At 35.6% G+C, this 23810-nt stretch carries 19 protein-coding genes; 12 read left to right on the top strand and 7 right to left on the bottom strand.

Translation table 11 applies throughout. The features are described 5' to 3' along the window. Positions 1-2 precede the first annotated feature (2 nt). The 3 genes from KORDIASMS9_RS11205 to KORDIASMS9_RS11195 form a co-directional block, all read right to left on the bottom strand. Positions 3-2183, bottom strand: a complete 2181-nt coding sequence (locus KORDIASMS9_RS11205; RefSeq protein ID WP_114902932.1) for an ATP-binding protein — start codon at positions 2181-2183, stop codon at positions 3-5. Further along, the gene (locus tag KORDIASMS9_RS11200; RefSeq protein ID WP_114902931.1) at positions 2173-4389 is read right to left on the bottom strand and encodes a response regulator; all 2217 of its coding nucleotides are present in this window, start codon (positions 4387-4389) and stop codon (positions 2173-2175) included. Before KORDIASMS9_RS11200 ends, KORDIASMS9_RS11205 begins: the two co-directional genes overlap by 11 nt. 80 nt (positions 4390-4469) lie before the next feature. Next, on the bottom strand, positions 4470-6080 hold the full coding sequence (locus KORDIASMS9_RS11195) for a SulP family inorganic anion transporter (RefSeq protein ID WP_114902930.1): 1611 nt from the start codon (positions 6078-6080) through the stop codon (positions 4470-4472). A 157-nt stretch (positions 6081-6237) separates the two neighbouring features. Here KORDIASMS9_RS11195 and KORDIASMS9_RS11190 point away from each other — a divergent pair, with 157 nt between their 5' ends. Beyond that, a complete protein-coding gene (locus KORDIASMS9_RS11190; RefSeq protein WP_114902929.1) occupies positions 6238-7989 on the top strand; it encodes a M14 family metallopeptidase in 1752 nt (583 codons plus the stop codon). A gap of 64 nt (positions 7990-8053) precedes the next feature. Here KORDIASMS9_RS11190 and KORDIASMS9_RS11185 read toward each other — a convergent pair whose 3' ends face one another. After that, on the bottom strand, positions 8054-8635 hold the full coding sequence (locus KORDIASMS9_RS11185; protein ID WP_205318055.1) for an NUDIX hydrolase: 582 nt from the start codon (positions 8633-8635) through the stop codon (positions 8054-8056). 7 nt (positions 8636-8642) lie between these two features. Here KORDIASMS9_RS11185 and pyrE point away from each other — a divergent pair, with 7 nt between their 5' ends. After that, positions 8643-9287 (top strand): orotate phosphoribosyltransferase, encoded by a 645-nt coding sequence (gene pyrE, locus KORDIASMS9_RS11180; RefSeq protein WP_114902927.1) that lies wholly within the window; start codon positions 8643-8645, stop codon positions 9285-9287. Between the two features lie 28 nt (positions 9288-9315). Continuing rightward, complete coding sequence (locus KORDIASMS9_RS11175; RefSeq protein ID WP_114902926.1) at positions 9316-9708, top strand: SRPBCC family protein; 393 nt, start codon at positions 9316-9318, stop codon at positions 9706-9708. A gap of 217 nt (positions 9709-9925) precedes the next feature. On the opposite strand, the gene KORDIASMS9_RS11170 is transcribed toward KORDIASMS9_RS11175, so the two are convergent. Beyond that, the gene (locus tag KORDIASMS9_RS11170; protein WP_114902925.1) at positions 9926-10657 is read right to left on the bottom strand and encodes a biotin--[acetyl-CoA-carboxylase] ligase; all 732 of its coding nucleotides are present in this window, start codon (positions 10655-10657) and stop codon (positions 9926-9928) included. Between the two features lie 91 nt (positions 10658-10748). Here KORDIASMS9_RS11170 and rsfS point away from each other — a divergent pair, with 91 nt between their 5' ends. From rsfS to KORDIASMS9_RS11140, 6 genes are all read left to right on the top strand, one after another. Further along, entirely contained in the window at positions 10749-11120 is a 372-nt protein-coding gene (gene rsfS, locus KORDIASMS9_RS11165) for a ribosome silencing factor (protein ID WP_114902924.1), read from the top strand. A 20-nt stretch (positions 11121-11140) separates the two neighbouring features. Further along, positions 11141-13078 (top strand): ATP-dependent zinc metalloprotease FtsH, encoded by a 1938-nt coding sequence (ftsH, locus tag KORDIASMS9_RS11160; protein WP_114902923.1) that lies wholly within the window; start codon positions 11141-11143, stop codon positions 13076-13078. A 113-nt stretch (positions 13079-13191) separates the two neighbouring features. Beyond that, positions 13192-13800: an LUD domain-containing protein gene (locus KORDIASMS9_RS11155; RefSeq protein WP_114902922.1), complete on the top strand. Its 609-nt coding sequence runs from the start codon at positions 13192-13194 to the stop codon at positions 13798-13800. Position 13801: 1 nt separating this feature from the next. Next, a complete protein-coding gene (locus KORDIASMS9_RS11150; RefSeq protein WP_114902921.1) occupies positions 13802-14623 on the top strand; it encodes a phosphatidate cytidylyltransferase in 822 nt (273 codons plus the stop codon). Continuing rightward, positions 14613-15263, top strand: a complete 651-nt coding sequence (locus KORDIASMS9_RS11145) for a phosphatidylserine decarboxylase family protein (protein ID WP_114902920.1) — start codon at positions 14613-14615, stop codon at positions 15261-15263. Before KORDIASMS9_RS11150 ends, KORDIASMS9_RS11145 begins: the two co-directional genes overlap by 11 nt. After that, positions 15260-15523, top strand: coding sequence for an acyl-CoA-binding protein (locus tag KORDIASMS9_RS11140; protein WP_114902919.1), 264 nt, complete (start codon positions 15260-15262; stop codon positions 15521-15523). Before KORDIASMS9_RS11145 ends, KORDIASMS9_RS11140 begins: the two co-directional genes overlap by 4 nt. 1056 nt (positions 15524-16579) lie before the next feature. Here the strand turns inward: KORDIASMS9_RS11140 and KORDIASMS9_RS11130 are convergent. Then, positions 16580-19303: a valine--tRNA ligase gene (locus KORDIASMS9_RS11130; RefSeq protein ID WP_114902917.1), complete on the bottom strand. Its 2724-nt coding sequence runs from the start codon at positions 19301-19303 to the stop codon at positions 16580-16582. A gap of 193 nt (positions 19304-19496) precedes the next feature. Between KORDIASMS9_RS11130 and KORDIASMS9_RS11125 the strand changes: the two genes are divergently transcribed. Further along, positions 19497-19922: a DUF1573 domain-containing protein gene (locus tag KORDIASMS9_RS11125; protein ID WP_114902916.1), complete on the top strand. Its 426-nt coding sequence runs from the start codon at positions 19497-19499 to the stop codon at positions 19920-19922. A 154-nt stretch (positions 19923-20076) separates the two neighbouring features. Here the strand turns inward: KORDIASMS9_RS11125 and KORDIASMS9_RS11120 are convergent, their stop codons facing one another. Beyond that, positions 20077-21420, bottom strand: coding sequence for a PDZ domain-containing protein (locus KORDIASMS9_RS11120; protein ID WP_114902915.1), 1344 nt, complete (start codon positions 21418-21420; stop codon positions 20077-20079). 150 nt (positions 21421-21570) lie between these two features. Between KORDIASMS9_RS11120 and KORDIASMS9_RS11115 the strand changes: the two genes are divergently transcribed. Both KORDIASMS9_RS11115 and murB read left to right on the top strand, forming a co-directional pair. Beyond that, a complete protein-coding gene (locus KORDIASMS9_RS11115; RefSeq protein ID WP_114902914.1) occupies positions 21571-22761 on the top strand; it encodes a pyridoxal phosphate-dependent aminotransferase in 1191 nt (396 codons plus the stop codon). 21 nt (positions 22762-22782) lie between these two features. Further along, complete coding sequence (murB, locus tag KORDIASMS9_RS11110) at positions 22783-23799, top strand: UDP-N-acetylmuramate dehydrogenase (protein ID WP_114905215.1); 1017 nt, start codon at positions 22783-22785, stop codon at positions 23797-23799. The last annotated feature ends 11 nt before the right edge of the window (positions 23800-23810 follow it).

The following is a 23810-nucleotide window of genomic DNA, read 5'->3' as shown; positions in this document are numbered from 1 at the left end:
AACTACATATACTTCTGAATCAACGTAAATAATTGTTTGGCTACAAACGGTTTTATAATCATGTCGTTCATGCCCGAATTAATGATTTTTGGCAGACTGTCATCCAAAGAAACTGCGGTAAACGCAATAATGGGCACTTTTGTATTGAATTTTCGAATGGCAGATGTTGCTTCGTAACCGTCCATTTCTGGCATGTGAATGTCCATCAAAATCAAATCGTAATGATTGTTCTTCACAATTTCAATCGCTTCTGCACCACTTGCCACAATATCCGTAGAAATTTGTTTGGTAGACAGAATCTTCTTAGTCAACATTTGATTAATGGTATTATCATCTACGACCAACATTTTCAACTGACTAAAATCTACATCATCAATATCAACTTCTGAGGTTATGTCTACATTCTCAATCGCTTTTGGGAAGCGAATGTTGAACGTAAATGTAGTCCCAACATTGACTTTACTTTCTAAGTGTATTTCACTGTCATATAACTTCAAGAGTCTTTTTACAATAGACAATCCCAAACCAGAACCTTGATAAACTTGATTGACCTCATCATGATTTTGAGAGAACATTTCAAATACTTTTTCCTGCTTTTCTTTCGGAATTCCGATGCCTGTATCTTGTACACAAAAATGCAGTTGCACATCTTGTTCCGTTTCTGCTACTTTTTCCACACTCAAACGAATGGTTCCGTTTTTGGTAAACTTAATGGCGTTACTAATGAGATTGATCAATATTTGAGAAATTTTCAAACTATCTCCGACTAACAATTCTGGAATTTCCGTATCGTACGCAATGTTCAGTTCGTTTTCTCGATCTTTTATCAACAAATCAAACGACTTGATGATATTGTCAATATTCGCCTTTAAATTAAACGTAGATTCGCCAATGGTAATCGTATTATCTTCCAGCTTGTTGGCTTGCAAAATATTATTCACCAAAGACAATAAATGATCGCCCGAAAACTTTAACGATTTTAAATATTGCTGCTGCGAAGGTCTTGGACTTTCTTCCAATAGTAAATGTGTAATTCCTGTTACTGCATACAAAGGTGTGCGCAATTCATGACTCATCATAGAGAAGAAATTTGACTTCGTTTTAGACGTCATTTCCGCTTTTAACTTTGCTTCTTCTAACTTGTTGTACTTGATACGTAGGAGTTTGTTACTTTTTATTTTTTTGTAAATTGCCTTTATGATGAGCGTTCCCAAAATGATACAACCAATCAGCAATAAAATGATAATGACCAACACCACTTTAAATCGGTTGACAATGATGGTTTTTTGATAATTTTTTTCTTCTAATTCATCTAACTTGAGTTGATCTTTGCTCAGACTGTACTCCGTTTGCAATTCTTCTTCCAATCGCAATTGATCGTCATTCAACTTCTTTTTTAGATTTTCTTGATAGTTCAATTCTGCTTCTCGCTGTTTTTCAATATTTCCTTGCGTTTTATAGATTACGGATAATTGATTGTAGGAAGTTGCCAAATCATTGACATGCACATATTCGTTAGAAATATGTTTTTCTAAGAATTTTTGCGCATTTTCATAATCGCCCAAATAATAATAAGCTTCTCCTTTTACAAATTCCAAATAATTAATCCGAGCGGTAAAAAACAACTTGCTATCCGTAGAAGCTTTGACACGCGTTTCTACTTCTTTTACAAATTCCAATACATCTTCATATCTTTTTTCAGCTTGCAATAAGGCTATTTTTCCCCAATCGAGCACTAGCATATCTTCTACTTTTTCAGATGTTTTTGCCAGTTTGTATGCCGTTGAAAGATATCCATGAGCCTTTTTAAATTCTTTTTCCTGCTCAGCCATACGAGTCAAAACTTGATACACCAATAAAATCTGACTCGTTTTGTTCAACTCTTGATAAAGAGCCAATGATTTTTGAAAATATTTTTTTGCTTTCCCAAAATATTGCATGCGTCGGTAGGTGGATGCCAACGTGTAATATGAAGAAGCTAAGTTTGTATCATTTTCATTGGCAGTAGCATGTTGTATAGCGATATAACTGTAAGAGAGTGCTTTTCCATATTTATAATCACGGGCAAATTTGAATGCTGCCTGGTTCAGTTTTTCAATACTATCAAAAGAAACCGTCTGCGCATTCAATTGAACACAAAACAACCAACAAAGGACGATATGTAAAAGATCCTTATTCTTCACTTGCTTGGTGAATTACATCGTCAATTTTACCATACAACATTTCTGGTTCAAACGGCTTGCTAATAACCCCGCTTATTGTTGTATTTACAGCTTTTGCATACGCATCCGAAACTTCCATCGCAGTTAATAAAATGATAGGAATGTCATGGTTGTTTTCGCGAATTTTTTCAATGGTTTCCAAACCGTTCAATTTTGGCATGAACATGTCCATCAAAATCAAATCAAATTTTTGTTTTTCTATGATGTCCAACGCCGAAAAACCACTCAGTACTACTTTGGTTTGAATCTGTTGCCGTTCCAGAATTTTCTGTGTCAACAATCCATTCACAGCATTGTCGTCCACAATTAAAACGCTGATATCTTTAAAGTTGTAGGTTTTATGTTGAATTTCAACATCCTCTTCCATTGATGCAATTTCTACTTTTCTCAGTTCTAGTTCAAAGTAAAATTCAGAACCTCTGTTTAACACGCTTCGTAAATGCAGTTTGGATTTTAGTACTTTCAGTAGATTGTTTACCGTTGAGAGTCCCAAACCTAAATCCAAATATCCATTATCTTCCGTGAGAATGATTCCTTTTTCTAAATTTTCAAAAATAACATGCTTTTTTTGCTGTGGAATGCCCAAGCCATTGTCCTTTACAGAAAATTTCAGCACCACGGTTTCCGCAGTTTCCGCAACTTGTTTGATGCGCAAGCGAATGTTGGCTTCCATATTGTAACGAACCGCATTGTCTAATAGATTGAACAAAATCTGTGAAATTTTTAAACTGTCGCCCAATAATTGTGAAGGAATATTTTCATCAATTTTTACTTCAATTATATTGCGGTTTTCTTTCACAAGAAAGTTCACAGAAGTAATGACATTTTTGATATTTTTACGCAAATCCACATTCTCTTCTATCGCTTTCGTTTTGCTCGCTTCTACCTTATTCATTTGTAGAATATTATTGATAATTGCAAGTAAATGTTCGCCCGAAAACTTTAAAGACTTTAAATATTTTTCTTGAAATTTTTCAGGTTTTTCTAACAATAACAAATTGGTCATTCCAATGATAGCATACAAAGGTGTTCGCAATTCGTGACTGATCAATGAGAAGAAGTTTGTGCGAATTTTAGACACATTTTCAATTCGTTTTTTCGCTTCTATCAGTTGTTTGTTTTGTCCGCTCAACAAGGCATTTGTACGAACTCTGGCACGCTGATTCAAATAGAAAACGCCTGTTAACAACACCAAAATTACCAAAATAACGACGAGAATAGTCGTCAATCTTTGAAAATTATCAATATACAATTCTTTCGTTTCTTGATCTGCCTCAATGGCTTCCAAACGATCTTCGTATTCGTCAATTCCATATTTTAAAACAATCTCCGAAAGAAGTTTTTCCTTTTTGTACAAACTGAAATTTTCGTAAGCTTCTATATGTTTGGCAAGTGCTTCTAATTCTGCTGTTTTTTCCCCTTTCGCTGCATGTATTTTAGTAAGGTCTTGATAGGCTAGTGACAATACTTCCAAATGTTCTTTGTGAGAAGCATCACAAATAGCGATTGTGTTTTTATAAAAGGTCTCAGCTTCGTCTAAATTTCCTTGCAAAAAAGAAGCTTTTCCACTAAAATAATACGCGCCTTGTAGCATATCGTGATGCGGTAAATAATTTGGATTATCATTACAATATGCAATCACTTTTTGAAAGCAATCTTTAGCTTTGTCGTAGGCTTCTTTGCTTAAAAACAACTGTCCTATATAGTATTTTGGTTTTATAGAACTGATATCTGCTTTAAAATTTTTTGAAAGTGCCAATCCTAATTTTAAATGTGATTCCGCAGCGTCCGCTTGATCATTTTTGAACAAATAATATCCAATATCGCTGTGAATTTGCATCAAGCGTTTTGTATTATTTTTTTTGGTGAAATATACAATTGCCTTGTCGAAATTTTCAATGGCGCGATCTTTGAATTGCATTTGAATATACACCATTCCTAACGTACAATATGCTTCGGCAATAAGACTGTCATTTTTTATGGAAGAAGCATGTTTCAACGCGCGTTCACTGTAACGAATAGCCTCATTAAATTTGCGCTTTGCAAACAATTCTTTTGCGCCTTTTTGCAACGTAATAATGCTGTCTTTAGAAATGACATGAGCTGTTTGTCCACGCATTGCAGTTGCAAAGACGAAAAGTAATAAAAATACTCGTAAAGCAGTCATGTGTAGTAAGTGGGCTAAATCAGTTGAAAAGATACAAAAATTAGCGTTGCTTTTTGATTTTTAACACTTTTGACGTCATATTATTTCTGTAAATCCATCATTACATAGTATCGCGGATCATCTACAGCGTCTTCGATAACGTTGGCCAATTTTGGAGAAGCTTTGATCATCAAGGCTTTACAGTCGTCGCTCAAATGCTTGATACGCAGTTGTTTTCCAGCGGCTTCGTATTTTTTGGTCAGATTGAAAATAGCTTCCAACGCAGAATGATCTGAAACTCTCGATTCCATAAAATCAACAACTACTACATCAGGATCATTTTTTATATCAAATTTATTACTAAACGCTTGAATGCTTCCAAAAAATAAAGGCCCAAAAATTTCGTATACTTTCGTGCCATCGTCCAATATTTTTTTGCGCGCACGAATACGTTTGGCGTTTTCCCATGAAAATACCAAGGCAGAAATAATAACACCTGCAATTACGGCTACTGCTAAATCTTTCCAAACGGTGATTAACGAAACGGCAATTAATACAATCGCATCACTTAATGGAATTTTGTTTAAAATTCGAAAGCTACTCCAGGCAAAGGTTCCAATCACAACCATAAACATGACTCCGACCAATGCCGCAATTGGTACTTGTTCTATCAATCCGGAAGCAAAAAGAATAAAGCATAATAGTGCCACAGCTGCAACTATACCAGAAAGTCGTCCGCGTCCGCCACCTTTAATATTTATAATTGATTGTCCAATCATCGCACAACCGCCCATTCCTCCAAAGAGTCCGTTTAAGATATTGGCGCCACCTTGTGCCAAACATTCACGGTTGCTATTTCCGCGTGTTTCTGTGAGTTCGTCTACTAAATTTAACGTCATGAGTGATTCTATCAATCCGATCGCTGCCAAAATGAACGCATACGGCGCCATAATTAGTAAATTCTTCAATGACCACAATTCCGCAGAAAATATTGCTGTTTGAAACGTTGGCAATCCACCTTTCAATCCTGTACTTTCTCCGTTACTACCTTCTACAATAAACGATTTTACCGTAGCTACATCATCTACATTTCCTAAAATTACAATTGCAGAAACGACAATAATAGCGATCAATGCTTCGGGCAATTTCTTGGTCAATTTTGGCAATCCCCACATAATCAACATCGTCAATCCTACCAAACCTAGCATAATCCACATTGCTGAACCTTCAAGCCAAACTTTGCTATCGCCACTTCCTGTTTTAAACATTTCAAGCTGCGACATAAAAATGACAATTGCCAAACCATTTACAAATCCCATCATGACTGGATGTGGAATCAATCGGACAAATTTTCCTAGTTTAAACGTTCCCGCCAAGGCTTGAATCACGCCAACCATTAACAATGTGATGAATAAAAACAGCAATCCTTGATCTTCAATGCCAGTTTCGAGACCTAGTTCGTTTCCTTTCGCTACCAAAGCAACCATGACAACTGCCATCGCGCCTGTAGCTCCTGAAATCATGCCTGGTCGTCCTCCAAAAATAGCCGTGATCAATCCCATCATAAACGCGCCGTACAATCCAACCATCGGCGGAACATCTGCCACAAAGGCAAACGCAACCGCTTCTGGCACTAATGCCAACGCCACTGTTAATCCACTCAAAATATCATTTTTGGCATTCGCCGCGCGCTTTCTAATAAACTCCGTCATAGGTATACTATTGTGATTCTCTTGAAAATAAGAAGCGGCAAAAATACAGCTATTATTTTGTCTTGCAAGTTTTTAAGATTATGAAATGATCAACTAATGAACGAAACCCGATTTTTCTATTTTTTTGCCTAAGTTTGACACGCTAAAGATCATTTTCATGAAAAAACTACTATTCATCTGCTGTATTTCACTATTTTCTGCTTGTTCTTCTGAAAAGAAAGAAACCAAAACTACTTACGATTTTACGACGACTTTTGAGAAATCGGGCGGAACACAAACACCAACATACGCAGAAGTGATTGCTTTTTATGAAAATTTAGCTGAACAGTACGATCAGATTCATATAGAAACTGTGGGACTCACAGATTCAGGAAAACCGTTGCATTTAGTGACGTATAATCCAGATGGAAATTTTGATTTTGAGAACATTCGTAAAGAAAAAATCGTTTTATTAGTCAACAACGGAATTCATCCAGGAGAAAGTGACGGAATTGACGCGACAATGATGCTCTTGCGCGATTTGGCAAACGGAACCAAAGAAGCACCGAAAAATGTAGTCATTTCCGCAATTCCTGTGTATAATGTGGGCGGAAGTTTGAACCGTAATTCGGGTACAAGAGCCAATCAAAATGGCCCAGAAGCCTATGGTTTTCGCGGAAATGCCCAAAATTATGATTTGAATCGTGATTTTATCAAATCGGACACACGCAATGCCAAAGCTTTTGCTGAAATTTTCCACAAAGTACAGCCCGATGTGTTTGTGGACAATCATGTGAGTAATGGTGCCGATTATCAATACACATTGACACATTTATTTACACAACATAACAAATTAGGGCATGAAGCTGGTACTTTTTTACACGAAACCATGATGCCCGATTTGGAAGCAACATTACTAAAAAATGAGTGGGACATTACGCCGTACGTCAATGTTTTTGGACGTACGCCAGATAGTGGATTTTCCCAGTTTATGGATTCGCCACGCTATTCTACAGGATACACAACCTTGTTTAATACGCTGGGATTAATGGTAGAAACACACATGCTAAAACCCTACAAACAACGCGTGGAAGGAACGTATGCATTGATGGACGCATTGATTGAAAACATAGAAACCAAACAACATTCAGACATTAAAAACATTCGCAAGAAAACGCATGATTCTTTTGTAAATGCGAAAACCTATCCTGTACAATGGACATTGGATCGAGAACAAAAATCTGTATTGAATTTTAAAGGTTTTGAAGGCGAATTTGTAACAAGTGAACTCACAGGTCAAAAACGTCTAAAATATGATTCGAACAAACCGTTTACAAAAGATGTTGACTATTTCAATTATTTTAAGGCGACCAAAGAAGTTACGGTACCCAAAGCATACATCATTCCGCAAGGTTGGCACAACGTGATTGAGTTGCTAAAATTGAATAAAGTTACATTTGAAACTATTAAAAAAGATACAATTGTTGAGGTTGAAGTCTATCATATTAAAGATTTTAAAACCCATACCAATCCGTATGAAGGTCATTATCCGCATTACAACACAGAAGTGACAAAATCAACACAAAAAATTGGTTTTAGAAAAGGTGACTTCATTGCAAACACCAATCAAACTGCATTTCGGTATTTGTTAGAAACACTAGAGCCTGAAGCGGTAGATTCGTTTTTTAATTGGAATTTCTTCGATACCATTTTACAACAAAAAGAAGGATTTTCCGCCTACGTTTTTGAAGACGAAGCCAAAGAATTGCTCCAAAATAATCCTGATTGGAAAGCCGAATTTGAGCAATTGAAAGCTTCTGATGAAACGTTTGCCAACAGTGCCAGACAACAATTACGGTGGATTTACATGAAATCAAATCACTACGAAAAAGCACATTTGCGCTATCCTATTTTTAGAATTGCTCGTTAGATTGTTAGATCAAAAATAAAAAAGTCTATTCATCTAAAAATTTAACAAGTCTAAGTCGTCTAGATTAAAACAACAACTTTATATTCTCATACGAATTTTGCAGTGCAACAGTAGCTTCTGTTTCACTTTTCCATTCTACTTTCATAATATCTTCGTCTATTTGTGGGAATAATTCTCCGTCATACGAAGTTTTCATCTCATACCAATGTGTCAACTTTAAGCGATATTCGCCGTTTCGCTTGAAAATATGATAGGTTTGCATTAAAAAATCGCTAATTGTCAATCCTTTAACACCTGTTTCTTCTTCTACTTCACGGATGGCGGTTTCTTCCATATTTTCGCCTTTTTCGGTTTTGCCTTTCGGCAGATCCCACTTTCCGTTTCTAAAAATAAACAAGGTTTCATGACGATCATTTTTCACCAAACCGCCCGCCGCTTCTACTAACGGAAGCCTAGAATATAGTACTTCTAGTAATTCTTCACCTTTATCGTGATAAAGTATCGCTTTATCTAATTTCCCAGCATTCAATTTTCCTATAAGCCACTCAAAATCAACATCTTTCAATAAATACGTGTCGGAAATTTCACTCTTTTGCACCTCATTTGATACAATAATGAGCTTTTCATTGATAAAAACTTTATACATTTGCATTATGATTTTTGATAAGAATACAGCTAAAAAGACTGCCGAATTGTTGTTGCAAATTAACGCAATTAAATTACAACCACAAGAACCTTTTACGTGGGCTTCCGGATGGAAATCGCCAATATACTGCGATAACCGCATCACGCTATCGTTTCCACCAATACGAAACTACTTGAGAGAACAGTTTGCAAAACACATTGAAAAAGAATACGGAAAGCCTGATGTGATCGCTGGTGTGGCTACAGGCGCTATCGGAATTGGCATTTTGGTAGCAGAGTATTTAAGTGTTCCTTTTGTATACGTTCGCCCAGAGGCAAAAAAACACGGACGTCAAAATCAAATTGAAGGATTTCTTCAAAAAGGACAAAATGTGGTGGTGGTTGAAGATTTGATCAGTACAGGAAAAAGCAGTTTAAATGCTGTAAAAGCCCTAGATGCTGCAGAAGTGAATGTAAAAGGAATGGTGGCGATTTTCTCGTATAATTTTGATATTTCCAAAGAAAACTTCAAAAATGCGAATGTCAATTTACACACATTAAGCAACTACGAAAATCTGTTAGAGCAAGCGTTAGACACCAATTATATTACAGCTTCAGAATTAGAAACGCTGGAAAATTGGCGAAAAGATCCTGCAAATTGGAACGCAAATTGATTACATACCAAAAAATAATAATAATTAGATGAATATAGAAAGCCCAAAAGTAAGCGTAGACAAATCGCCTCAAGAATTGTATGATTTTTTGACGAATGTTGAAAATTTTGAAAAATTAATGCCAGAAAGCATTAGTAAGTTTGAAGTGTTGGAAGAAGGAAAATTTGTATTCGCTTTAAAAGGAATGCCAGAAATTATCTTAAAATTAAAAGAAAGTACGCCTCCAAATAAAGTCGTTTTAGGAGCTGCATCTGACAAATTACCTTTTACATTGACTGGAAATATTGAAGAAGCAGGCACAGGAAAAAGTGAAGCGCAGTTAGTATTTGAAGGTAAATTCAATCCAATGATGGCAATGATGATCAAAGGACCAATTGGAAAATTTGTGAATACACTTGCTGAAAATATGAGCAAATTATAATTTAAAAAATATAATAGGTTACAAAAGCTGAATGAAGGAAACTTTATTCGGCTTTTTTGTTTTTAGCTGCTTTCTGTTAAAAATTTTAAATGCTAAATGTTGAATTTTAAATGTAAATTGGTATAAGAGAACTAGTAAAACACTTCTAAAATTCTAACAGGAAAAGACGAGTCTAAAAGCGCCTACACTAAGCCTGTCGAAGTGAAGCGCGTCTAAACTAATACATCAATTTAATTTCTTTCAAATCAAAGGCAGTTACAATCTCATCTTCCAGCAATACATTGAGTTTTCCGTCTTCGGCAACGCCTTTTATAAACCCCATAAATAAGTTTCCATTCGTATCTTGAAACGTAGAAGGTTTATCCTTTCGGAATAACAACGATTCATACTCCGTTTTCAGTTCTGTAAAAGAATGTTCTGTAATCAAAGTGGCATATTTTTTTAACTCAGCTGCAATGTGAAATAACACTTCATCCAAATCAAAATGAATTCCCGTACTTTTTTTAAGTGAAGAAGCATTCAGCTTGACATCAAAATTAGTCTGATTTACATTCAAGCCAATTCCGATAATCGCTGCTGTCATTTTGCTATTTTGTATGACATTTTCTATCAAAATCCCACATATCTTTTGATTCTCTGACAAAATGTCGTTTGGCCATTTAATTGCTAATTTCGGAATTTGAAAATGCTTTAGTGCTTTATAAATTGCCAAAGAAGTCGCCATACTGATGTAAAATTGCTCCACAATTTCCAAACAAGAAATCTGTTTAAACACACTAAACGTAAGGTTTTTGCCTTTTTCTGAGTTCCACTTGGTGCCCATTTGTCCCTTCCCTGCTGTTTGAACTGCAGCAGTGACAATTGTAAAATCGATTAGCTTTTCTTGCGAATGAAGCTGTCGTAAGTACCTATTGGTGGAATCAATGGCATCAAGTTTGATTATTTTCATTGTAGTTTGGAAAACTTTAAATATTCTTATCGCAAAGAAGTTACAAATAACATTTAAAAGTAATACTTTTGTATAAAATATAAATAATTGAATGACAAAAACTAAGGTAAGCACTGATCAATTGATTTCAGGCATCATAAAAGGGATTGAAGAAGTAAAAGGAAATGATATCACCATCTTAGACTTACGCGAAATAGACAACACAGTTTGTGACTACTTTATTATATGCAATGGTACCTCTAACACTCAAGTAAATGCCATTGTGGGTTCTGTTCAAAAAATGGTTAGCAAAGAACTAAAAGATAAGCCTTGGCACGTAGAAGGATCAGAAAATGCAGAATGGGTTCTTATGGATTACGTTAATGTAGTAGTGCATGTTTTCCAAAAACACATTAGAGAATTTTATGACATTGAAGGTCTTTGGGGAGATGCCAAAGTAACTTCTATTCAAGCAAATTATTAAAAAAATTACATTTTGATTTAATGGCAAAAGACAACAATAACATGACGAAAAAACCAAAATTCAGTCCATACTGGATTTATGGTTTAATTGGAATTTTTCTCCTCTTTTTAGTATTCTCAAACGATTCTGGAGCAGGCGACAAAGTAACTTTTTCTAAATTTAAAGAACTTGTTCCTTATAACGATATTGAGAAAATTGAGGTAGTAACAAACTCAAAAATTGCACGAATTTATTTAAAACAAGGTGCCGAAGAAAAAGATATTTACAAAGGGATTGTCAATAAGAGATCGAGCATTTTTATGATGGGCGATAGTCCTGACTTTTCTATCAAATATTTAGATTTAAGGAATCTTGAAACCTATTTAAACGAAGTCAAAACAGAAAAAAGTCTAGACTTTGAGATTGCTTCCGATCAGCAAGACAATACTATTTCTAGTGTTATCCTAAGCATTTTACCGTTTGTACTCATTATCGGAGTTTGGATATTTATCATGCGAAGAATGTCTGGCGGCGGCGGTGGCGGCGCTGGTGGACAGATTTTCAACATTGGAAAATCGAAAGCAAAATTGTTCGACGAAAAAACCGACATGAAAACATCATTTAAAGATGTAGCTGGTTTGGAAGGCGCCAAAGAAGAAGTTCAAGAAATTGTAGACTTCTTAAAAAACCCTGAAAAATATACGTCTCTAGGTGGAAAAATTCCAAAAGGAGCTTTATTAGTTGGACCTCCAGGAACAGGAAAAACATTGTTAGCAAAAGCCGTTGCGGGAGAAGCAAAAGTACCTTTCTTCTCGCTTTCTGGTTCTGACTTTGTAGAAATGTTTGTGGGAGTTGGAGCATCGAGAGTGCGTGACTTGTTTAAGCAAGCCAAAGAAAAATCGCCTGCAATTATCTTTATTGATGAGATTGATGCGATTGGACGTGCCCGTGGAAAAAATAACTTTACAGGTTCTAACGATGAACGTGAAAATACCTTAAACCAGTTGTTGACAGAAATGGACGGTTTTGGTACCAATACAAACGTCATCGTAATGGCAGCAACCAACCGTGCAGATATTTTAGACAAAGCTTTGATGCGTGCTGGACGTTTTGACAGACAGATTTATGTAGATTTACCAGACATCCGCGAACGTAAAGAAATCTTTGAAGTACACTTAAAGCCACTTAAAAAAGCAGATAACTTAGATACTGACTTTTTATCAAAACAAACACCAGGTTTCTCTGGAGCAGATATTGCAAATGTGTGTAATGAAGCTGCATTAATTGCCGCTAGAAAAGGAAAGAAAGCGGTTGAAAAGCAAGATTTCTTGGATGCTGTTGATAGAATTGTGGGTGGATTGGAGAAGAAAAATAAAATCATTACACCAGAAGAAAAGAAAACGGTTGCTTTCCATGAAGCTGGACACGCAACAGTGAGTTGGTTAGTAGAACACGCTGCACCATTGGTAAAAGTTACGATTGTACCTAGAGGACAATCACTTGGAGCAGCTTGGTATTTACCAGAAGAACGTATGTTAGTGCGTACAGAGCAAATGTTAGACGAAATGTGTGCTACATTGGGTGGACGTGCTGCGGAGAAAGTAATCTTCAATAAAATTTCAACAGGTGCATTGAGCGATTTGGAAAAAGTAACCAAACAAGCTCGTGCGATGGTAGCTGTATACGGTTTGAATGAAAAAATTGGAAACCTCACCTATTACGATTCAAGTGGAAACGATAGTGGTTTCAATAAGCCATACAGCGAGGAAACTGCAAAAACGATTGATGAAGAAATTTCTAAAATTATAGAAAATCAGTATCAACGTGCGATTCAGATTTTAGAGCAAAACAAAGATAAGTTGACAAAACTTGCAGAGTTGCTTCTAGAAAAAGAGGTTATTTTCAAAGATGATTTACAGGTAATTTTCGGTAAAAGACCTTTTGAAAAAGCTGACGAAACTGATGATTCAGAAGAATAAAATGTAAATTAACAAAATATTAATTTTTAAAAAGTCTCGAATTATCTTTAGTATAGTTCGAGATTTTTTATCTTTACATTAATTTTTACAATTTCTAAACTACAATTGACTCCATGAGTCTTTTCAAGAAAATTTTCGGCTCCAAATCCAAACCGCAACAGGATATCAATCCTGAGGCACAGCGTGGAAAATATATGCCTCAAATAGAACTACCTATTGATGAGCGTTTTACGATCAATTTTCGTAAAAATGGAGGAAAATTTCTATACTGTGATTCCTTTACCGATGTATATGATAGTTTAGAAAATATTCTCGCAGAAAATAACTGGGAAGCAAAAGAGGTTTTATGTTTTGATGAACGACTTCAAGAGCGCTTTGATAATTTCGACATGAAGTTCTCGCGCATCAATATGAACGCTAGTTTCTTCTTATCATCTTGTGAGTATCTCATTGCTGACAATGGTTCTATTTTAGTTTGTTCCAATCAAATCAAAGAAAAAAAACTAAACGATTTGCCTGATAATTTTGTCATCCTTGCACATACAAGTCAACTCAAAGCGGCTATTGGTGAAGGTTTACGCGGCATCAAGAACAAATACAAGTCCAATATTCCAAGTAATATCACTACAATAAAACATTTTCAAGTAAAAGAAGAAAAGGACTTTTTATCTTATGGAAGTAGCTCAAAAAACTTATATTTGCTGCTATTGGAAGACCTCTAGAATGAAAGAACTTTTTACCCGATCTTTAACTGGATTAATTTTTGTAACCTTATTAATTACTTCAGTATACTACTCACAATCAGCTATTTTTGCTGTGTTTACCATTTTTGGATTGTTGTGCATGTATGAATTTAGCAAGCTTATCTATCTAAGCGGCTTCCTACACTATTTGATCTTTTTGACAACATTAAGCGTTTTCGTCTTTTGGAAACAATGGCAGCCCGACATAAAAATTCAGGAAGCTACCTTAATTCTCCTTGTATTTTCCATATTTGTCTCGCTATTTTTAATGCGTGATTTATTCAGCAAGAAAATAATTCCACAAACGCAATTCAAAAAATACCTGCTAGTTACGTTTTACATGAGCAGTAGTTTTGTATTTTTATTGTTGATTCCGAATGCGACAGAAACGTATGAACCTTACATCATTTTAGGAAGTTTTATTTTAGTTTGGGTGAATGATTCGTTTGCTTATATTACGGGAAAAAACTTTGGAAAACAGAAACTATTTGCTCGAATTTCACCGAAGAAAACCGTAGAAGGTTTTTTGGGCGGATTGTTTTTTTCTTGTGTTGCTAGTTATTTTATAGCTAAATTTACAGAAACTTTAAATTTTAGCAGTTGGCTTATTTTAGCAATCATCATTAGTTCTATAGGAACAATGGGCGATTTGATTCAATCAAAGTTCAAAAGGCAAGCAAATGTAAAAGATAGCGGCTCTATTATGCCTGGACATGGCGGAATTTTTGACCGATTGGATAGCATGATATTTTCAGCACCATTTATTTATTTGTTTTTAAAGATATTACATTATGTTTCATAAAGAAGGCTATAAAATCATCATTGTTACATTTATCATCGTGGCAGCTATTGTGCTTACCGCAGATAAAATTGACGTTGCTTGGGTAAAATATCTATTGCAAGGAATTGCAGTTGTATTTTTAATTTTGATTCTACAATTTTTTAGAAACCCAAAACGCGATACACAAAAAAATGACAGACACGTGATTGCGCCTGTAGATGGAAAAGTGGTGGTGATTGAAGAAGTATTTGAAAAAGAATACTTTAACGACAAACGTTTGCAAGTATCTATCTTTATGTCACCAATAAACGTGCATGTAACGCGTTATGCAATTGGCGGAACCATTAAATACAGCAAATATCATCCAGGAAAATACTTAGTAGCTTGGCATCCGAAATCGTCTGAAGAAAACGAGCGTACCACCATTGTTGTGGAAAACGAAACCTATGGAACTATATTGTACCGACAAATTGCAGGCGCATTGGCACGACGAATTATCAACTATGCAGAAGAAGGTGAACAAGCTGTGCAAGGTGAAGATGCAGGATTTATTAAATTTGGCTCACGTGTAGATTTGTTTTTACCTTTAGACACAAAACTTAATATTCAACTCAATCAAACAGTAAAAGGTGGCGTAGACGTCATTGCTATGAAATCATGAGTGTTTCTGATTTAGACATAGAATTTTTTGAAGCGGTTGCGCGCATCAATAACTGTACGGATTCTTTCCCAGCAGATTTTTTATTGCGCTTGTATGCCTATTACAAACGTGCAACCAATAATGACGGCAAACCTAGCAGTAGTCGTCCAATTATCAATGCGTTTAAAATGAACGCACTCTTACAAACACAAAACATTACGCCTGAAGAAGCCAAACAGGAATACATTGAGTTGGTGAATTCGTATTTTGAGAATAATTAGATTTTTTCTTTAGACTTGCTTTGCTTTTAGATCGCTCCTCTTAGACTTGTTCCTGTATAGAAAGGAATCATAGTTTATATGTTGCATTTTATAGTTTAATTGGTATTAGTACATTCTGATTATTGTTTTAACGAGACTAACACTTCGAAAGCTCCTTGAAGTGACGGTTTGGATGTATGATGAACGATTGTTGATCTACGGAAACTTTAACGTCAGATCGAGTGAAATTCGACGAATTTTGTATCGAGATCTACTTGTATAATCTTTTTGTTTCAAAGCACTTCTCGATACAAATTTGTTCCACAAATTCACTCGAAGTGACGCTTTGATGTACGATTAACGATTGTTGATTTTCAGATTTTTGATGTGTGACTGAATCACACTTCGACAAACTCAATGTAAAAGTTCAGCAGGACGCAGAAAAATCATTTTTCAATAGCACACATAAACAAACTAAAACATTCTTGAATTTGTGGTAAAAACAAAAAACCACGTACAAAATTATTGCTGTACATGGTTTTTGTTGTTCTATTTTCTTGAAACTCAAAACGTCTGATCGAGTGAAATCTTGTAAAGATTTTGTATCGAGATCTGCTTGGATAAATATATCGTTTCAAAGTACTTCTCGATACATTTTTTCTCCATTTTATTTCGACTACGCTCAATGTAAAATATTCCGAAAAAACACTCGAAGTGACGGACAGTAATAAGAAAAATAAAGAAACTAGTGAGTTCAATCTTTTAATCAAAATCGCTTGCTTTTGCCATAGAAATCGAAGTGACCTTTAGAATTAACGATTGTCGATTTTAGATTGCTGATCTATTGCGTTTCAAAACACTTCTCTGAAACGTCTTTGCGAACGTTTTTCACATTAAGCTTGTCGAAATGAAAAACGTGTGGCAATCTGTTGCTACACAAACAGATTACTTCGTCATGCTTCCTCCTTTAATGATGTAAGAGGCAATCTTTCAATCAAAAGCTGTCTAACAGCGCATGAGCGCGATCTAGCAGCGAAGCGGTCTCAAATCTAATAGCGTAGCGATCTAAATCACAAATTACTTCAAAGAAGCCAAACTCGCTTTCAACGTTTCAATCTTCGCAATGGCGTCTGCTTCTTTTTTCTTTTCGTTGGCAACCACTTGTTCTGGCGCATTGTTTACAAAACGTTCGTTGGAAAGTTTCTTTTGAACGATTTTTAACGAGCCTTCTACATATTCCAATTCTTTGGTCAGTTTTTCAATTTCTGCGTCAATATCAATCGCGCCTTCCATCGGAATAAAGTATTCATTCGATTTTACTCGGAACGATAACGCGCCTTCTAATTTTTCGTCGCTGTAGCTGATGTTTTCTACATTTCCTAGTTTTGCAATCACTGCATCTAAGTTTGTGGTAGATTTTTCATTGTTGACAATCGTTAATGAAATCGCATCTTTATTGGCGATATTTTTCTCTTTACGAATCGTTCTAATACCCGAAACTACGTCTTGAATCATTTCAAAATCTGATAATAATTCCTCTTTAATTTCAGCACTTTCTGGCCAACTAGAAACAATTAATGCTTCTTCTTTTGAACGATCTGCCATTCGTTGCCAAATATCTTCCGTAAGGAATGGCATAAACGGATGTAAAATTTTTAAATTCTCTTCAAATAGTGAAATGACCGTGTTGTATGTTTTTCGGTCAATTGGCGAACCATACGTTGGTTTTACCATTTCCAAAAACCATGAACAGAAGTCATCCCAAACGAGTTTGTACGAAATCATTAACGCATCCGAGATTCTGTATTTGCTGTATTGATCTTCCAAAGCTACCAGTGCTTTTTGGAATTTGGATTGAAACCATTCAATCGCAATTTTAGCAACTGCTGGCTGCTCCACGTCATCGCTTACTTCCCAAATTTGGGTAAGATTGTACGCATTGAAAATTTTATTCGCAAATCCTTTTCCTTGCATGCATAATTGAGAAGTGTATATAGGTTCTTTTCCAGCTTCTTTCCACGCTTTGATTTCTTTAGGCTTTAAAACTTCTCCAGCTTCATCAACTTGATCAAAATCAAACAATAAATCGTTTCCTGCGGCTGCACTTAATAACAAACCTACACGTACACCATCGGCTCCAAACTCTTCTATCAACTTTAATGCGTCTGGAGAATTTCCAAGCGATTTTGACATTTTACGACCTTGCTTATCGCGCACCAAACCTGTTAAATATACATTGGTAAACGGTTTCATATCACGATATTCGTATCCAGCAATGATCATTCGGGCAACCCAGAAAAATAAAATATCTGGTCCGGTTACCAAATCATTTGTTGGATAGTAATATTGAATTTCTTCATTTTCTGGATGACGAATTCCATCAAAAACACTAATTGGCCACAACCACGAAGAAAACCATGTATCTAACGCATCTGCATCCTGACGCAAATCGTCTAAGGTTAAGTTTTCATTGCCTGTTGCCGCTTTTGCTAAGGCTAACGCCGCTTCTTTCGTTTCCGCTACAGCGAAATCTTCTTTTCCATCCCCAAAATAATACGCAGGAATTTGTTGTCCCCACCAAAGTTGACGTGAAATATTCCAATCGCGGATATTTTCCATCCAATGACGATAGGTGTTTTCGAACTTTTTTGGAAACAAATTGATGTCGCTATCTTCTCCTAACACTGCTTCAATGGCAGGTTTTACCAAATCGTCCATTTTTAAAAACCACTGATCGGACAATCTTGGTTCAATCACGGCTTTTGTACGTTCAGACGTTCCCACTTTGTTGATATGCGTTTCCGTTTTGATCAGAAAACCTTTTTCCTCTAATTCTTTAGAGATTTCTTTACGCACTACAAAACGATCTTTTCCTTCGTAATACAATCCAAAACTATTGAGTGAAGCATCTTCGTTGAAAATATCAATAACTTCCAAGTTGTGTTTATCGCCTAATTCTTTATCATTTATATCGTGTGCAGGCGTTACTTTTAAGCAACCTGTACCAAATTCGATATCTACATATTCGTCTTCAATAATAGGAATGACTCTGTTTGCCAACGGAACAATGGCTTTTTTTCCTCTTAAATGTGCATACCGTTCGTCATTTGGGTTGATACAGATGGCAGTATCTCCCAAAATCGTTTCTGGACGTGTCGTAGCGATCGTTACTTTTTCATCACTTCCTTCGATGGCATACGCCAGATAGTACAAATTTCCCTGTTTTTCTTCGTAAATTACTTCTTCATCAGAAAGAGTCGTTTTTGCTTCTGGATCCCAGTTTACCATGCGATATCCGCGATAAATTAAGCCTTTATTATACAAATCGACAAATGTCTTGATGACAGCGGCTGACATATCGTCATCCATTGTAAATTTCGTACGTTCCCAATCGCAAGAAGCGCCTAATTTCTTCAATTGCTCCAAAATAATTCCGCCGTGTTTGTGTGTCCATTCCCATGCATGGGATAAAAATTCTTCACGACTTAAATCAGACTTCTGAATGCCTTCTTCTTTTAATTTATGTACAACTTTCGCTTCCGTAGCTATAGAAGCATGATCGGTTCCGGGAACCCAGCACGCGTTGTATCCTTGCAGTCGCGCACGGCGTATCAATACATCTTGAATGGTATTATTTAGCATGTGTCCCATGTGCAAGACTCCAGTGACGTTCGGTGGCGGAATTACAATTGTATACGCTTCACGTTCGTCTGGTTCTGAATGAAAATAGTTATTTTCCATCCAATATTGGTACCATTTGTCTTCTATCTGACTTGGATCATACTTTTTCTGAATACTCATTTTGGTATTGTTTTTGTAATATTTAAGTTGACAAAAGTACTTATATCTATACTATTTAAAAAGTGTTTTATCACTTTTGCATTTAATTCGTAAATATGTGTATTTGATACTAGTTACTTTGTTTTTTGTGAAATAATTTTTGTAAAATAACAAATAAGCACCTAATTTTACACTAATACTAAATTCTAAGAAGATGAAAAAAATAATTACGATATTGTTTGTTGGTTTATTCACCATGGCGATACAGGCACAGGAAAAGACCGCAAAGATCAAGTTTAAAACAGAAACGATTGATTACGGAACGATTGAAAAAGGAGCTGACGGTGTCCGTGTTTTCGAATTTACAAACACAGGAACAGCACCTTTAGTGATTACAAGAGTATATTCTAGTTGTGGATGTACGATTCCTAAGAAACCAGACGCGCCAATTTTACCAGGAGAAAATGGTATTATTGAAGTGAAGTATGATACGAAACGTGTTGGACCAATTAGAAAAACGATCACAGTATATTCGAATGCAGATGAGCGTACAAAAGCTATTAAGATTAAAGGAAAAATTGTAGATCCAAGCAAGAAGAAAAGTATTATGATGAAAAATAAATCAGAAATTGAGTCATAATCATAGAACATATATTTTTTAAAAGAAAGCCTTGTCAGTTTTGATGAGGCTTTTTTTATGGGTGAGATTTTAGCAAATAAATTATGAATGTTGCCTTGAGTAAATTTTATAAAATTGATGGTTAGCGTTACTAATACCAATTCTACTATAAAAACTAAAGCTCCTCTTTCAATCGGAACTCAAATTTCAAAACCGTTTCATAACGCATTACTTTGATACGCATTTTTTTACCTTCTTTTCCTTGCAACATTCCTGTAACTCTTTTCAGAGACATTTTATCCACTACTTTTCCATTAATAGAAATAATGATATCGCCTTCTTGGAGTCCAGCCAATGCGGCAGGAGAATCTTTTCGTATTTCAGCAATTTCATAGGCTTTTACCAAACTTAACGTATTGTAATGTTCAAAAACTACATTGATGTCACCTTCGGAAGTTTGACGTCCGTAATTGGTTAAGCTACTGTTTCGTTTTTTCACTTCATGTACTACGCGCATTCCGTTGTGTTGCAGCTCTATTCCGCTCATATTGTATCGAAAAGGATCTGAGAAATATTTACTTTTTCGAAGTCGAATTTTGGCATTATTGTAATCGAATATAACTCTGAAACGTTTTAAAATTTCGCCACCAATGCTTCCATTACGTTCTTTAAAATTCCGCACATAGGTAATCGCTGTCGAATCTGGAAACGCCACTTTTGCATTTTCAAACGTAAATTTTCCCATATTGAATTTTTTCACACGAGAGCGCATTCCGTAGATACTTCCGCTAAGTCCGCGCCCTAAAAAGTCTTCAAAATTCTTTTCGGGAATGTTGATGTTTTTTTCTTCGTCTTCAAAGAGCCACAAAGCATCACTTCCTCCTGAATCAATCAATAATTTTACAAGAATATCAGGATCTTTATCTTCTTCAATGGCAACTTTTACGTCGATATACGGTTTGTTATTTCGAAATGAGAGTGGTAAATCGGTACATTTTCTGCATTTCTTATAAGTATAGGTTTCAGGTTTGTAAAATTTTATTCGCTCTGCACTGTAATTTACCTCAACCACAAAATCTTTAAACACATCATACCCAATAATTCCGTGTACGGGAACGCCTAAACGTGTGGACATGTTTATTTCTTGATCGAGAATGATATACAACTCCATGTTGAGCTTCAGAATATCATTGATTCTAAATGTATCCGATCGCGCTTTTACAGCTTCAATGTCTTTCCCAGAACCCAAACCGCGAAGTTTTAGACGTTCTTTTTGCTCAATGGATAGTGAATCGCCTGGATTTAGACTAAACATGATGGGTTTGTTCACACCAGAATCTAACAAAAAAGACATTTCAACACCGTTAATTTCTACAGGAATGATAATTAAGTTATTGATCATTTTAAAAGAAACGGAAGCTTTGTCCTTTCCATTAGTTATATTGAATTTGCTTTGCGCCTGTATAAATCCAGTCGTACAAAGCAATAGAAGAATGATATGTTTTTTTAAAAGTTGCAATATGTAAGGGAGTTTGGTAACATACTAATATACAAAAAATCCTTTTTTTAAACGAATAAAATATGTTTTTTAACGTTGATGAAAATATGTAAAATCGTTTATAATTATAAAATATATTTCGCATTTTTGTATTTCTAAAAATAGAAGATTATGCCAACTATTTCCAACAAAGGAATTGCCATGCCACAATCGCCAATTCGCAAATTGGTTCCGTATGCAGAAGACGCAAAAAAACGTGGTACAAAAGTATATCATCTTAATATTGGGCAACCAGATATTAAAACTCCCAAAGTAGCATTAGACGCTATTAAAAATAATGATATTGAAGTGTTGGCGTATAGTCGCTCGGAAGGTTCGGAAGAATTCAGAACAAAGATTGCTGCGTATTACGCAAAAAATGACATTCATGTTTCCGCAACCGATATTATTGTAACTACGGGCGGAAGTGAAGCTTTGCTTTTTACTTTTGGAAGCATTATGGATGCTGGCGATGAAGTGATTATTCCTGAACCTTTTTATGCAAATTACAACGGATTTTCAACAGCTTCTGGCGTAAAAGTTGTGCCCGTAATTTCTAAAATAGAAGACAATTTTGCCTTGCCTCCGATTGAAGAGTTTGAAAAGTTGATTTCGCCAAAAACGAAAGCTATTTTAATTTGCAATCCTGGAAATCCGACAGGATATTTATATTCAAAAGAAGAAATTCAAAAATTAGCTACCATTGTTAAGAAGCATGATTTGTTTTTAATTGCGGATGAAGTGTATCGTGAGTTTGCGTATGACGGATTGACACATTATTCGGTAATGCAAGAAGCTGGATTGGAAGAGAATGCAATTGTGATTGATTCTGTATCGAAACGTTACAGCATGTGCGGCGCACGAATTGGTTGTATTGTTTCTAAAAATAAAGCTTTTATGGCAACCGCTTTAAAATTTGCACAAGCACGTTTATCGCCGCCAACATACGCACAAATTGCGAGTGAAGCCGCTTTAGAAACTCCACAAAGCTATTTTGATGATGTAATAGAAGAGTATGTAGAACGAAGAAATACGCTGGTTTCAGAATTGCAAAAAATTGAAGGTGTTCGTGTGGCAAATCCGAAAGGCGCTTTTTATTGTATTGCTGAATTGCCTGTTGAAAGTGCAGATGATTTTGCACAATGGCTTTTAGAGAAATTTGATTTGAATGGTGAAACAATTATGGTCGCGCCAGCCGCAGGTTTCTATTCTACGCCAGGTATTGGACTGAATCAAGTACGCATTGCGTATGTATTGAAGAAAGAAGATTTAATTACTTCGGTAGCCATTTTAAAAGAAGCTTTACAAATATACAATGCTTAATTAGTTAAAAAATACTATTTGATTTCTATACAACATAACGTTTCACTGAAAGCTTACAATACGTTTGGTATTGACGCAAAGGCGAAATTTTTTATTTCAGTTTCCAGCAAAGAAGAATTGATTGAAGCTTTGCAATTGCCCCAATTTTCGGAGTATTTTGTACTTGGTGGCGGAAGTAATATGCTACTTACAGGCGATATTGACATTCCTGTCTTACACATCAATCTGAAAGGAAAAGAAGAAATCGCCTTGAATACGCAAGGTGATATTGTTGTGGAAATTCAAGCAGGTGAAAACTGGCATGAATTTGTACTTTGGTGTATAGAACATAATTTTGGTGGCGTTGAAAATTTGTCACTAATTCCAGGAAATGTAGGAACGTCTCCCATTCAGAATATTGGCGCGTATGGCGTGGAATTGAAAGATGTTTTTCAATGTTGTACAACCATAGATATTGAAACCCAAGAAGAAAAAGTATTCATGCTGGAAGATTGTAATTTTGGCTATCGAAATTCAATCTTCAAGAATGAAGCGAAAGGAAAATATATCATCACTTCTGTAGAATTTTTATTGAAGTACAAAGATCACCAATTGAATACTTCCTACGGAGCCATTCAACAAGAGTTGGAACGTAAGAACATCACCAATCCGACAATTAAAGAGGTGAGTGACGCCGTGATTGCGATACGACAGCGAAAGTTGCCCGATCCGAAAGAAATTGGCAATAGCGGAAGTTTCTTTAAGAATCCTGTCATTCCAAAAGCTGAGTTTGATCGTTTACAAGAAAAGTATCCAAATGCGCCGCATTATGTAGTGTCGGACACCGAAATTAAAGTGCCCGCAGGTTGGTTGATTGAGCAATGTGGTTTCAAAGGGAAACGATTTGGAGACGCTGGTGTTCACAAAAATCAAGCGTTGGTTTTAGTGAATTACGGAGATGCCAAAGGTGTGGAAATTCTCGCCTTAGCGAAAAAAATACAAGAAACAGTTTTAGACAAATTTAATATTGCAATAGAAGCGGAAGTGAATGTGATTTAGTTAGATCGCGC

The sequence above is a fragment of the Kordia sp. SMS9 genome (assembly GCF_003352465.1).
In the GTDB taxonomy this organism is placed as follows: Bacteria; Bacteroidota; Bacteroidia; order Flavobacteriales; family Flavobacteriaceae; genus Kordia.
This window is presented reverse-complemented; position numbering and strand designations above follow the sequence as displayed.